Origin of the sequence: Bradyrhizobium sp. STM 3561, assembly GCF_045571455.1 — a bacterium.
In the GTDB taxonomy this organism is placed as follows: Bacteria; Pseudomonadota; Alphaproteobacteria; order Rhizobiales; family Xanthobacteraceae; genus Bradyrhizobium; species Bradyrhizobium vignae.
Genome location: NZ_CP120695.1, coordinates 193,811 through 206,642, shown reverse-complemented (window position 1 = coordinate 206,642; position 12,832 = coordinate 193,811). Strand labels below are relative to the sequence as shown.

The window sequence follows — 12,832 nt, the reverse complement described above, 5'->3', positions numbered from 1 at the left end:
GCCGCCATCGATGACCGTGTATTGCGTCGGATCTGGCAAGTTGAGATTCCATCAGTCAGAGCTTGCACCCCACAGACATCGCAAGTTCGGTTTCTCAATTTCGCGGAATTGACTCCTGCGGACAGATGGGCCGTCTATGCATGGCGCCCGTCCCGGACGCTCACCCCGGCTTCGTCCAGCGTGACTGCTTCCGGTCAAACCGCGGCCGACGAGCCCGATGTGGTCTGTTGGAGAAGCCCCGCGCAAAGCGATCGTTCGGGCGCCTAACGCGGAGAATGGACGGGAGCAACTGGCGCGACCTTCAAATCCGATCCCGAGGAGACGGTCTAGCGCGATATCAGCACCGCGACAGCTAGTCGCAATTGGCTTTCCAGGCTCCGCCGGCGTTACGAGCAACTCTTGCTAGTGCGCTCATTTTGCGGCATCCTAAGGTCACTCGCTAGCCTTTCCTCGGCTAGTGCTAAGTTAGCGGTCAAGCCATTTTTCTTGAGCAGTGCCTTACCCGTCCGGTGCAGATTCTCGCCGTGGACTAAAGTGTCCGAGCTTCCAATGATCCAGATAGCGCATTTGTCCGATTTGCATTTCGGGGCCAGGTTTGACGTCAATACGTGGAGGGCCGTCGAAGACAGCGTTATCGCTTTTGAACCTGACTTGATCATAGTTTCAGGTGACTTAGTTGATCATCCATCACCTGTTCATCTGTTAGCGGCAAAGTGCGCCCTTCGAGATCTATCCCAGAAATCGCATGCGCGCTCGAGGGCCGGCAGGGCTGCAGAACTCGTCGTGATTGCAGGCAATCATGATGTTTTCGAGTCCGGTCTTTCAACGGGGGTCTTGAAGCGGTTGAATTGGTTTGAGCGGATTTTTCAGACCGATACTAGCGAAGCCGAAGCCATGCTGGCGAAAGAACTTGGCCACGAGCCTGGCTTCAACCTACTCTGTCGTGACCAGCCAGCCGTCGCGGAGGGGCGGTTCCCGATGCTCCGGCAGATCCTTTTAGGAGAACCTCGGAAGGAATTTACTGGCGCAATTGCAGATGCGCCTGCTCAAAAGGCAGACGTCTTTAGGCCCCGGCAGTGTGCAGTGTTGCTGGCGCTTCTCGATTCGAACCCCACTGGAGGTAGTCCAGATTTCGCGACCGGAGTTGTGGACGAGGGCCAACTGATCGGACTTGCAGCGGATCTCAAAAAGTTCGGTGCCACGACCTATCTAGCGCGGATCGCAGTAGTCCACCACCATGTGCTCCCCATCGCTTTCGCTCCTGGACGCAAAGGAAGTACGGAGCCCATGATGGTTCTGCGGAATGCGGGAGCCGTCCTGAACGTCCTCGCCGATCACAGTTTCGATTTAGTTTTGCACGGACATTGGCATCAGGCTCAATTCGCCCGTGTTGACCTCGGCACTGGCGACAATGATAGTTATTCGATGGCCGTCGTAGCTGCGGGGAGTGCAGCCATGGAGACGTCCAACCCTATCGGGAATTCGTTTAATCTAATCACGATCGAGGATAGCGGACGTGTAACAGTCAAAACCGTGTTTTACGGAGGAGCACGGGCACCAAACCCAGCAGACGAGCGAAATCGCGATGTCCGTCTGCGGATTCCGACGAAGTCGCCCAGGCGTACCGATATGAAGTCGCCCGTGGATTCCGAGACGATGTCGCCCACCTTTCCGATTTGATCTCGCCCAGCGGCGAGGCGTTCTGGCCGGCTGGTTCTCTGGCATCGGTCAAGCCGCGCGGTCAATCTGGAATCGCGACTTCAACCTTTTTTCTTCTTCTGCGGTTGCTGTGGGCATGTGGGCAACGCGATTGCGTTGTCCAAGCGCAGCGGCATGTCCACAGCGCTCAGGTCTTTCGGGCGGATTGCCGGGTTCGGCGCAGGCTCTCACCGGTGAGGTCGAGCCGATGGGCATTGTGGACGAGACGATCGAGCACGGCGTCGGCATAGGTGGGATCTCCAATGAGCAGATGCCACTGGTCCACGGGGAGCTGGCTGGTGACGATGGTGGAGCGATGACCGTAGCGATCTTCGAGGATTTCCAGGAGGTCGTGACGGGCGCCGGCATCGAGCGGCTCGAGGCCCCAATCATCGAGGATCAGCAGATCGACACGGCCAAGGCCGCGCAACAGGCGTGGGTGACGACCGTCGCCGCGGGCGAGCGCCAGATCGTCGAACAGGCGCGGGACGCGCTGATAGAGCACGGAGCGATTGTCGCGACAGGCTTTGTGGCCGAGCGCCGAGGCGAGCCAACTCTTGCCGACGCCTGCCGGGCCGCAGATCAGGAGATTGACGTGGTCGTCGATCCAACGGCCCTCCACAAGCTTGGCGAACAGCGGGCGGTCGAGACCGCGCGGGGTGCGGTAGTCGATGTCCTCGACGCATGCCTGCTGGCGCAGCTTGGCGTAGCGCAGGCGAGTGGCGAGCCGTTTGTCGTGCCGCAGCGAGGCTTCACGTTCGAGCAGCAGAGCAAGCCATTCGGCGTGACCGAGGCTGCCAGCCTCACCGGCGGCTTCGATGTCGGCGAAGGCCTTAGCCATGCCGTGGAGGCCGAGGGCGTTGAGGCGGTCGAGGGTCGGATGGGTGAGCAAGGGACGGTCTCCTAATTGTAGTAGCGCGGTCCGCGGATGTTGGCATGCAGGATCGGCGCATCGTCCGCGGAGCGCTGGTGAGCGGGACGCCGATCGAGATTGTTGGCGAGGATCGACTTGACCGAGCCATAGGTGCGCGCGCCGATGTCGATCGCCCGCGCAGCCGCCGCGTCCAGCCGTTCGCGCCCATAGGAGGCGGCGAGCCTGAGGATGCCGAGGCAGGCGCGGAAGCCTTGTTCGGGGTGCGAGCGCTCGTCGAGAATGAGGTCGCACAATGCGCTGGTTGCCGGCCCGATCGCGGCGGCGTCCTGACGGATACGCCCGATAGTCCAGCCGGCGTAGCGCCGATGGCTGGAGGCCATGTGCTCCGGCACGGTGGTGTGCTTGTGATTGCCACTCATGCGCTGATGCGCGGCAATCCGCTCGCCCTTGTGGAAGATCTCGACGGTGCGGGCGGTGAACCGCACCTCGACCTCGGCACGCGCGAAGCGATGCGGAACGCTGTAATAATGCTTCTCCACCTCGACGTGGTAGTCGAGGCTGACGCGGCGGATCCGCCACTCGGCGAGCACGTAGGGGCTCGCCGGCAACGGCTTGAGCGCCGGCCGGTCGATCTCCTCGAGCAGCCGGCGGCGCGTCACGCCGAGCCGCCGGATCGGCCGCTCCTCGTTGAGCCTGGTGAGCAACTCGCCGATCGCTGCGTTGACCTCGGCGAGGCTGTAGAAGACGCGGTGGCGCAGGCGGCCGAGCAGCCAGCGCTCGATGATGAGGACGGCCTGCTCGACCTTGGCCTTGTCGCGCGGCTTGCGAGGTCGCGCCGGCAAGACGGCCGTGCCGTAATGCGAGGCCATCTCCGCATAGGTGCGATTGATCTGCGGGTCGTAGAGGCTCGCCTTGATGACTGCGACTTTGGTGTTGTCAGGCACCAAGAGCGCCGGGACGCCGCTGATCGCCGCGAAGGCGCCAACATGGGCGCTGATCCAGTCGGCAAGCCCCTGCGTCCACGTCGCCTGCGCGTAGGTGAAGCTCGAGGCGCCGAGCACGGCGACGAAGATCTGCGCCGTCCTCCGCTCGCCGGTGAGGCGGTCGACCACCACCGGCACGCCGTCGCCCGCGTAGTCGACGAACAGCTTGTCGCCGGCCGCGTGCGCCTGGCGCATCGTCACCGACAGGCGCCCCTCCCAGGCGCGGTAAAGCTCGCAGAAGCGCGAGTACCGGTATCCGCCGGGCTCGGCGCCGATGTACTCCTCCCACAGGATCGACAGCGTCACGTGCTTGCGCTTGAGCTCGCGGTGCACCGCCGCCCAGTCGGGCTCGGCGATGCGGCGATGACCCTGCCGGTTACCGTTGCCGGTCTTGGCGAACAGGCGGGCCTCCAGGGCCGCGTCCGTGAGTTCGTCGGGCAACGGCCAGCTCAGGCCTGCGGCCTCGAACCGCCGGATGGTCAGTCGCACCGTCGAGGGCGCCGCGCCCAACCGCCGAGCAATCTCGCGGCTCGGCAGCCCAGCCGCCTTCATCCTGATCACATCGCGCACACGGCGCATCGCAAGCCTCTCCGTCGGCATCCAGGGTCCCCCTTCGCAAAGCCGAAAGGTTGACCCTATGGGAGCCAGAAGAGGTCTCGTCACCCCGGGTTCGCTCTTGCGATACCCGGGCGACATCATCCCGGAATGGTGGGCGACATCATCTCGGAACGGGTGGGCGACTTCAAATCGGAATGGTGGGCGAGATCATCTCGGATTCCTGGGCGACATCGATCGGAATCCGCATCCGTCGATACAAGGAGCCGATCTCGGCGGTGAAGCGGAGAGCTTTCGCTCGCGCTTTGGAACGTCATCCAATCCGATGTGACGTCCGCGCCTCTGCATTCGAGGTCACAGAAAATGGCGACTTGTGGGTCGATCACTCGGTTGAGGAGCTGCGGCTGCATGGGGGCGATATTGACCCGTATCGGCAGCGGCTAGTCGCGATCCAAATTCCAACGGATGGAAGCTTTGTAGAGGAATCCTTGACGCCTGATGAGGCCACTCACCGACGGGGCGTTGAAGTTGAGCGCGCTACAGATATCCCCGACAAAGAGAACGTCAAGTACTGCTGGGTCAAATTCGGTGATGGCCTGCGCCGCAATGGCGACGCGACCAGTTACGGGTTTCGGTACGCGTGCTCCAACTCCATCAAGATGACCAAATGGGAAGCCGAAGAGAAGGCTCGCTTAAAGAAAGACAAGAAGACAGAATGGGAAGAGGAGTGGATTGGGCTGCGCGTGTTGTTTCCGACTAAATGTTTGCGCCTCAGTGTAAAACTTCCCGAGAGCCTGAACGGCGTTGAGCCTTACATTCGCTGTCTTCGGCCTGCTTCTTTTCCTGACTACGAAGTGAACAAATGGGGTGACGTGAAGGCCGGCACTTCGCCTCCCGTAGTCGACATTGGAACGTTGGATGAGGAGCGCTTGCAGTACAAGGCGTCGACGAGGACATGGCGCTTAGAAGTTGAGCGTCCAATGGTTGGCTATGTTTATGAGATTCGATGGAAGCTTCCCTCGGACAAGCCGATCCGTGGCATCGCAAGCGAGACTCGCCGATTTCAGAACCTTCTTCTGACGCATGACCCGGTCGCCGACGCGAAAGCGGCAGAAGAGTTTGACGTGCTCTTGGGCGTTCTCAAGAGGCTGTTCCGACTTCGCAACACTCGAGAAAAGTGGGCAGTGGTGATATTTGCTTATGATCATACGCTGGGCGCGTTGCGTCCCGCCTTGAGCTACCGCTCTTGGTCGGCCTCCAAACTACCCTCTAACTTCGCAGTAACCTCGGGAAAAGGGATTGCAGGGGCGGCGTTTCAGCAACGACGGATGATCGCGTGGGGCCAGTCTTGGGCAGGCGAATCGCTGGTCAAGCCAGTCCACCATCCGTACGAAACCGATGCCGACGATGTCGAAATGGCGTGTGTTGTGGCCCTTCCGTTGTACCATCCTACTTATCAAGACCATCGTCGTCCGCCGCCTTGGGCAACTATCGGTGCGGTATCTTTCGGATCAGCAGCCGAGTCCCGACAGATAGCGACGCTAGCTGAGCCTGATGTCGAAGCGGCTGAGGACCTGCGGAGAGAACTCCGCTCGGCCGTACAGGTACACGCATTAGCCATTCTTGAAGCCTTAAGAGTTGGATAAAAAGAGTTGGATAAAACCCAACGAAGGTTCTTAATGCCTAAAGGTGGTTTTGATGAGATGGCTGTGCTGATTCATTAATGATTCGTCAGCGTGATCTTTGTCACAATTCAAAGATGGAAACTTGCCCTAGTGTTCCCCGTTGTATAAGTGGGCGCTGGGCTACTTGAAGGATGCTTCTATGCGCGTTGTGAAACTTGGCGGTGGCGCGGTAGGCTTTGAGCCGGAGGAGAGCGCCGACCGGGTTGGGAGTCTAGACCCGAGAAAATTGCGGGAAAAGGGCTGGGGTGATCAAGCCGTTCGTATTTACGAACAGTATAGCAACCCTGTTGATTTTCTCAAACGTGCCAGGACGTCTGGCGCTGGTCGGTCTAATAAAAAAACGGTCACTGAGGACTCTGCCGGAGCAGCAGGAACTGGCTCCTTGGTGAGGAAAGACGGGTAGTGTCCGCAGACCCCTGCGGACGCCACTTCGGCGCGGCAATGTTCTTTGTTCTTGTCATGGTGTCTGCAGCACCCCCGCCGTCGGACGCTCCCGATTACCTGTGGCAGTTGCTGAGTACGCCTCGGGCCTAGTGGAGGCGGTCCGCCTAATTCATTGTCTACAGGACTAGCGAAGATTGCGTCGGGCAGCAGGGCTCGGCACCACACAGACCGCGCGCCATCAAGCTGTGAACTAGGGCCTAATAGGGCCCGGCGAGTTTCCGACGCGCCTTCCGTCTCCCGGCGACAATCGAAAACGCCCTTATTTTCAAGACTTTCGCTGATTTTCACTAGCTCGAAAAATAGCTGGACGCCAGGAGGGACCGATCCTTCAGCTCGACCGCTATGCGCCGATTGAGCGCTGATCCAGAGCTGCGACCTACTGACCTGCCCCTGCGTATTTCCTCCAGATGGAGTTAGAGTCCGGCCCGAAGAAGGACGGACAGATGAAGCGAGCAAGGTTCACGGAAGAGCAGATTATCGCAGTGTTGAAGGAGCATGAGGCTGGGGCAAAGACGGCCGACCTGGCTCGCAAGCACGGAGTCTCGGAAGCAACGATCTACAATTGGAAGGCCAAATTCGGCGGCATGGACGTTTCAGAGGCGAAGCGGCTGAGGGCGCTGGAGGACGAGAACGCGAAGCTGAAGAAGCTTCTAGCCGAGCAGATGCTCGACGCCGCCGCCCTTCGCGAGCTTCTTTCAAAAAATGGTAGGGCCCGCCGCCAAGCGCGCTGCGGTCGCGCATCTGCAGGCCGTCATGAGCCTGTCGGAGCGGCGGGCCTGTTCGATTGTCGGAGCGGATCGGAAGATGATCCGCTATCGCTCCAGCCGTCCTCCGGACGCGACTCTCCGTGGCCGGCTGCGTGACCTTGCCAACGAGCGGCGGCGTTTCGGCTACCGCCGGCTGTTCGTGCTGCTGCGGCGGGAGGGTGAGCCATCGGGGATCAACCGGATCTACCGGCTTTATCGGGAAGAAGGGCTCACCGTCCGCAAGCGGCGGGCTCGCCGCAAGGCCGTGGGGACCCGTGCCCCGATCCTAGTCGAGGCGATGCCCAACGCGCGCTGGTCGCTGGATTTCGTCCACGACCAATTCGCCAACGGTCGGCGCTTCCGCATCCTCAACATCGTCGACGACGTCACCAAGGAATGTCTGGGCGCCATTCCGGATACGTCGATCTCAGGACGACGCGTCGCTCGCGAACTGACGGCCGTCGTCCAACGACGCGGCAAGCCAGGAATGATCGTGTCCGACCACGGCACCGAGTTCACCTGCAATGCCATGCTCGCCTGGTGCAGGGACGCAGCTATCGACTGGCACTTCATTGCACCGGGAAAGCCGATGCAGAACGGCTTCGTCGAGAGTTTCAACGGCCGGATGCGTGACGAGCTGCTCAACGAGACTCTCTTCTTCGATCTCGACCATGCCCGCGCCAAGATCGCCAATTGGGTTGCCGACTACAATCTTCAGCGGCCTCACTCGTCGCTGAAATACATGACCCCCGCGGCTTATGCCGCCCACCTCACCGCAACGGACGATCGGCTACGCAACCCCGACCAGCTCCGCCGATCGTCCGTTGCTCCAACCGCGCCACTTGGCGTACAAAGCTCCGAGACTCTAACCGCTGCCGGATGAAAATTCAGGGGCAGGTCAATGGTCATCTGCAGCGTAGCATGGCCACCGAATGCCTGCACACTCTTTCCCAATCCGGCGGAGCTACTGTTGAAGTTGCTTCAACTCGGTCTGGGGAGTAAAGCCGAGTCGCTCCCGGCCTCACCTCGAGCTTCTCCCGGCCATGACGCGGCGGCCTTTAGTGGATGGCCGGCGCGCCTCAGCCCGCCTTCGTGCCGGTGATGAGGGCGAGCGCCTCCACCAGGCGGTCGAGATCCGCCTCCTCGGTATAGATCGCAGGCGTCATGCTGATGCATTGCCCCTTGGCGACACCCCGGAGCACGGTGAACACGTTGTAGCTGTCCCTGAGCTGCGCCAGCGGTGTCGTTGTCGGGCTTGTTCGTCTTGCCTGAATGCGAAAGGACGTAATGGCGCCGTAGAGGTCTGCTTCGTCAGGCGCGAGGATCTCGACGTCATTGAACGACCGTTTCGCGGGCGCTCCGATCTCTTGGTGGAGCGCGAGCGCCGCAGGCACCGTCAGCACGGTGGCAAAATTGACCGTGCCGGTATGCACCGCATGCGGATATCGGTCTCCGGGAAGTCCTCGTCGCCCATGCCGCGGTCGATGTCGGGGAGGCGCTCTCTTCAGATGTAGAGGAAGGCCCCCCTATCGGCGCGCCGATCCATTTGTGCCGGTTGAAGCCGACAAAATCGGCCTCAAGTTCGATCACCCGGACGATCTCTTGCGTCTCGCCACAGAACGACAACGCCGCGTTGAGTTGTCCGCGCCTCAGCGATCTTCCGAGGCCTGAAGAGATCCATCCCCATCCCCTGAGATGGGACAGGGAAGCTACTGTATGGTTCCCACCATGGAACTGGCAAAATTAGAGTGGGACCGTCTGTCTGCGCGTTTTGCGCAGAGAGAACGCTCATTCCCCCCGTGAAGCGGGTTCGGTCGGGATGGCATCGACGACCTTCCGCTGATGCGCCGCATCGACGGCTTCCGTCCAAGAGTGTTCGCCTCGATCGGCTTCGCCCAAAAACCCATCAATGTTGGGACGGGCACGTGCTCCAAAATTGGTGGTATGGGCACTCCTCGTAACCCGTAAGCCGTGCGGATCCGTCAGCCCTTAATCGCGCCCCTTACCAAGCGGGGTCGTCTGCCCTCGGCGCGCCGACGCGGTCGCTGTCGAGCGATCAGCACCACGAAGGCGATGATCGCGATGCCGTCAACTACGAGAGTGTAGGTCTCCAACAGTCGCTCCTCGTATTGGCGCCCTGCTCCGCAGGCTAATCGATTCCACCAGCTCCGATCGGTTCGCTTGCCGACACTAGCAGGCTCAACGTCGATCCGACCGTGAGCGCGGCCGCGCCCATGCGTTGGCCGTGCTTGGCCCTGCCACCCCAAGCCCAACGAACCAGCGGAAGAGAAGATCGAACTCTTCCGTTCCATCAGATGCCGTTCCGAGCGACCCCCCAAAATGCCTGGAGGAGCATCGCCCGAAGCAACTTCTCCGGCGCGATCGAGGGGCGACGGAAGTCCGTATAGAGCTTGCCGAAGTCCCCAGAAAGGTCGCCCAGCGCCGCATTCGCCAAGTCTCGGATCATCCGTAGCGGCTGGTCGACGCGAAGTCGAACCTCCAGGTCCACATAAACTCAAAAGCGAGCCGAACCGTTCGTCACTCCCCCGCATCGTCCCCCCCAGCAGCTAAATCCTGGTCCTAGAGAATCACGATGCGAAACGCTTCGCTACCGACTTCTTCAACAGCCTGCTAGGGCCGGTGGCGACCGCCGCCGCGCACCGATCGCTGGGGGCTCACACCTAGGAAATTTTTGTTCGTGTCTTAGTTGACATCTGCAGTGTCATGTCCTCACAGTAGCGCACAACTTAAAGTCATTACTCGTTTTTGTTGATGCGAAGGCAGAGGGTTTGCCGCTCGGCCTCGGGCCTACCAGCACAACCGATCATCTCCGCACAGGACAGGCACTATCATTCCATTTGGGGGAATGCGCTATGCGCTTAAAGAAATCGTCGAAATCGGGCAAGCTTCAGGTGGCAGCCTTTGCGGGGACGCGCGCGATTCTTATCGCTTTGAACATGTCGGACAGTGATCGTAAGGGTCTCCTGGGGTTCGCGTTCAAACGCTCGGTGGGGAACAAGCCTGGCGAGTGGCTGACGGGAATGAAGACATTCCCGAGTCTGGCGCCAACGCAACCGACCGGTCATGCCATTCATTTCCCCACTAACGAGAGCCCCGTGCAGAGCTTTCTATGGTCGGACTATGAGGCGCAACCGGCGACAAAATACAGGTTCGAAGTCACCGCGATGTACGGCCGGCCGGGCGCGCTCGAAGCGCGCGAGACGGTTGCCTTCGATATCCAGACCGAGGCAACCGATGATGGGCGGCATGGGATCTGGTTCAATCGCGGCGCGATCGCCAGCCAGGCATTCGCGGATCAATTCGGCAACAAGTCTCTCACCGACGCCGACTATAACGATCCAGCGAACAAGGAGGTGGCGTGGCTGTCGCGTGGGCTACTTGAGGCCTGCCTTGATTATATTGGGAACACGCCGGAGGGCGATGGCTTGCGCGTATGCGCCTATGAGTTCACTTACCAGCGCATCCATGAGGCGTTGATCAAGGCCATCAAGCGCGGCGTTGACGTTCAGATCATCTATCACGCAACCACCGCAAACAAGAAGGCGATCAAGACTTCGGGGCTTCCTGCAAAGAAAGGCAGCAAACAGATCCTGTTCGAACGGACCCGGCCCAAGACGCCGCACAACAAGTTCATCGTGCATCTGGAGAAGAACAACACGCCTGTTGCGGTCTGGACCGGCTCAACGAATTTCACTCCGTCGGGCTTCCTCGGGCAGACCAACGTCGGACATTTGGTTACGGACAAGGGCGTCGCTGCAACCTACCTGAAACTCTGGAACGGCTTGTCCGAGAACCCCGACTCAAAGGAGCAGCATGCGAACGCCTTTGCGCTCTCGCCGAATCCCAGGAACGTCATCGACAAGGGGACGACGCTCGCCTTTTCGCCGCGTCCTAGTGACCGCATGTTGAACTGGTACGGGGCCCGCGCGGGCGATGCCGCCACCAGCGCGATGTTTACCGGAGCCTTCACCGTCGATCCGGATATCCTGGGACCGATGGCAAAGCACGGCCCCGCCATGCGCTTCATCCTGCTCGAACGTCCCCCGACACACGAAATGATACAAGCCCAGGCGAACAATCCGGCAGATCTGCTGTTTTCATACGGAGCAATCCTCGGCAAGACGCAGTTCCAGCAGGCCGACGGACATGACGAGGACGGCAAGAAGACGAAGAAATGGGTGCCCATCCCCCATTTCAAGATCGAAGAGTGGTTCTTGGGAGAGGAGTTGGAGCGCAAGAATTCGCAAGGCTTCGTCTTCTTCATTCACACCAAGTTTTTGCTAGTCGATCCCTTGTCGGATGATCCACTCGTCTTCACGGGCTCGGCAAATTTTTCCGGCGAATCCCTTAAGTCCAACGATGAGAACATGCTGCTGATCCGCGGGAATACGCGAGTGGCGGACATCTACCTCACGGAGTTCGATCGCATTTTCCGGCACTTCTACTCACGCGACGCCGCAAATGACATCGCAAAGCATGGCGGCCAGACGAAATTCGGTCTGCTTGATGACAGCGATCAATGGACGAACGACTATTTCGATCCATCCAAGGCAAAAAGCCATCGGCGCGAAATGTTCTTCGCCAATCCCCAAAAGACCTGGCAGGCCGAGGCCGCCAAGGACCCGGACGTCTTCGCCGGCGAGGGCGTGCGCGGTTCCAAGGGGACGAAGGATGGCGCAGTGCCTGTTGCGCGGGCGGCCGCGAGGAAGAAAGCCGCCGTGAAGAAAAGGGCCAAGAAAAAAGCCGCTCCGAAAAAGAAAGCAAAGGCCAAAGCAAAGACCCCCAGGAAGCGAACGGCTCGAAAGAGCTGATATCTGAGGACCATGATATGCGGATGATTGCGATTTTGTTCATCGCGCTGGTCTCGCTCACAGACCGGGCCTGCGCGTGGGGAGATGAAGGACATCAGATTGTTTGCGAAATAGCCTATCGGCTGGCGACGGTCGACACTCGGGCGGCAATCCGCAAGCTGGTTCGCAACGACCAGGAATATGACACATTCAGCGAGTCGTGCGTCTACCCGGATCATCCGCGCAAGCGCGCCTCGGAGCATTTCGTAAACCTGCCGCGCACGGCGCACGAGTTACCGCCGGAAGGTTGCCCAGGGGCGATCCCGTGCGCCTTGAGCGCAATCGAAAATGACTCGGCTGTCGTCGGGGCCAGGGGGAAGCCGGCAGACCGCCTTATCGCTCTGAAATTTCTCGGACATTGGGTCGGAGACATCCACCAGCCCTTGCACGTCTCGTTCGCAGACGACAGGGGCGGAAACGACATTAGCGTAAGTGGTCAATGTTCCGGCGTGTTACACGCAACCTGGGACACATGTTTGGTCATAAAGGCCGTGGGCACGGACGTATCGACGGCTGCGTCCGATCTTATCGATACGCTGACGCCGGCGATGAAGGAGGAATGGGTTCAATCCGATCCGCGCGACTGGGCCAACGAGTCTTTTGCGATCACGGAAGACGTCAAGACGCACTATTGCGTTCTGCAATCGGGGGCATGCAAGAAGCCCGACAGCACTCACGTCGAGATCGATCACGCCTACATCGCCGCCAATACGGCGGTGGTGCGCGAGCGTCTTCTTAAAGCTGGAGTACGGCTGGCGCATCTTCTGGACAAGCTCTTTGCCGATTAGCAGGGACAGACGGGATGCTTGCCCGACGTATCCGACGGTTTAGGCATCTCGCAGAGCTACGAAGAACCTACGAGGGCCGAAATGCTTGCGGATGGCGTCTCTAAGGTCTCGTATGTAGATGCCGTCGATACCGACATCCAGTTCGTAGGCGAGCGACAGAATTCGGCCCCGCATCGCGTCCGCAACAA

Annotated in this window: 8 protein-coding genes and 1 pseudogene; 5 read left to right on the top strand and 4 right to left on the bottom strand. The window is 60.1% G+C overall.

All coding sequences use genetic code 11. From position 1 onward, the window contains the following. The first annotated feature begins 549 nt into the window (after positions 1-549). Positions 550-1,680: a metallophosphoesterase family protein gene (locus tag P6U28_RS00875; RefSeq protein WP_407121464.1), complete on the top strand. Its 1,131-nt coding sequence runs from the start codon at positions 550-552 to the stop codon at positions 1,678-1,680. A gap of 166 nt (positions 1,681-1,846) precedes the next feature. Here the strand turns inward: P6U28_RS00875 and istB are convergent, their stop codons facing one another. Beyond that, complete coding sequence (gene istB, locus P6U28_RS00870; protein ID WP_012041725.1) at positions 1,847-2,590, bottom strand: IS21-like element helper ATPase IstB; 744 nt, start codon at positions 2,588-2,590, stop codon at positions 1,847-1,849. Positions 2,591-2,601: 11 nt separating this feature from the next. Continuing rightward, positions 2,602-4,134, bottom strand: coding sequence for an IS21 family transposase (gene istA, locus P6U28_RS00865; protein ID WP_162500572.1), 1,533 nt, complete (start codon positions 4,132-4,134; stop codon positions 2,602-2,604). A gap of 173 nt (positions 4,135-4,307) precedes the next feature. Between istA and P6U28_RS00860 the strand changes: the two genes are divergently transcribed. Together P6U28_RS00860 and P6U28_RS00855 are read left to right on the top strand one after the other, a co-directional pair. After that, the gene (locus P6U28_RS00860; RefSeq protein WP_407121462.1) at positions 4,308-5,756 is read left to right on the top strand and encodes a hypothetical protein; all 1,449 of its coding nucleotides are present in this window, start codon (positions 4,308-4,310) and stop codon (positions 5,754-5,756) included. A gap of 926 nt (positions 5,757-6,682) precedes the next feature. Continuing rightward, positions 6,683-7,868 (top strand): IS3 family transposase gene (locus P6U28_RS00855; protein ID WP_407121460.1). Its coding sequence is split into 2 segments (ribosomal slippage): positions 6,683-6,936 and positions 6,935-7,868, totalling 1,188 coding nucleotides; the frame shifts between segments, so codons are not numbered across the junction. A 196-nt stretch (positions 7,869-8,064) separates the two neighbouring features. Here the strand turns inward: P6U28_RS00855 and P6U28_RS00850 are convergent. Both P6U28_RS00850 and P6U28_RS00845 read right to left on the bottom strand, forming a co-directional pair. After that, a complete protein-coding gene (locus tag P6U28_RS00850; RefSeq protein ID WP_407121459.1) occupies positions 8,065-8,418 on the bottom strand; it encodes a hypothetical protein in 354 nt (117 codons plus the stop codon). Between the two features lie 826 nt (positions 8,419-9,244). Next, positions 9,245-9,537: pseudogene (locus P6U28_RS00845) on the bottom strand (transposase); the annotation flags it as partial. A gap of 321 nt (positions 9,538-9,858) precedes the next feature. Here P6U28_RS00845 and P6U28_RS00840 point away from each other — a divergent pair. Next, the gene (locus tag P6U28_RS00840; protein ID WP_407121457.1) at positions 9,859-11,817 is read left to right on the top strand and encodes a phospholipase D-like domain-containing protein; all 1,959 of its coding nucleotides are present in this window, start codon (positions 9,859-9,861) and stop codon (positions 11,815-11,817) included. Between the two features lie 23 nt (positions 11,818-11,840). Next, on the top strand, positions 11,841-12,644 hold the full coding sequence (locus P6U28_RS00835) for a S1/P1 nuclease (protein WP_407121455.1): 804 nt from the start codon (positions 11,841-11,843) through the stop codon (positions 12,642-12,644). Positions 12,645-12,832 lie beyond the last annotated feature (188 nt).